The organism is Ferrovum myxofaciens, from assembly GCF_000735045.1.
Lineage (GTDB): Bacteria > Pseudomonadota > Gammaproteobacteria > Burkholderiales > Ferrovaceae > Ferrovum > Ferrovum myxofaciens.
Genome location: NZ_JPOQ01000416.1, coordinates 1 through 380, shown reverse-complemented (window position 1 = coordinate 380; position 380 = coordinate 1). Strand labels below are relative to the sequence as shown.

The 380-nt window shown below is 50.0% G+C and carries 1 protein-coding gene; it reads right to left on the bottom strand.

Features of this window, described 5'->3' with window-relative positions; translation table 11 throughout:
* Window positions 1–55: 55 nt before the first annotated feature.
* A partial coding sequence (tnpB, locus tag IV91_RS0114325; RefSeq protein ID WP_031599519.1) for an IS66 family insertion sequence element accessory protein TnpB occupies window positions 56–380 on the bottom strand: 325 nt, incomplete at its 5' end.

The window sequence follows — 380 nt, the reverse complement described above, 5'->3', positions numbered from 1 at the left end:
TCAATCGGTTATGTTGATTTTTCGGGCATATTTATGAATTATTTTCACCCTGATTTCAGGTGGCTGGCAGACGGGAATAGCGCTTGCGAAAGGATTTGGGTTCAACCCCCTCCAGCAGGAGTTTGAAGTGGGTCCAATCGGTTTCGGAAGAGCGGATCTGACCCCAGTCAGAGACAAACCTTCCAACTTCCAATTTTTTGCTCCACAGACAGAAACCGGAGCGATCCCAATACAAGACCTTGATCTGGTTGGCTCGCCGATTGATGAAGCAGAACAGATGTCCGCTCAAGGGGTCCTGCTTCATTTCGTTGCGTGCCAAGGCATAGAGTCCGTCATAGGATTTGCGGGCATCTACGGGTTGGCCATAGATGAAGACCCGG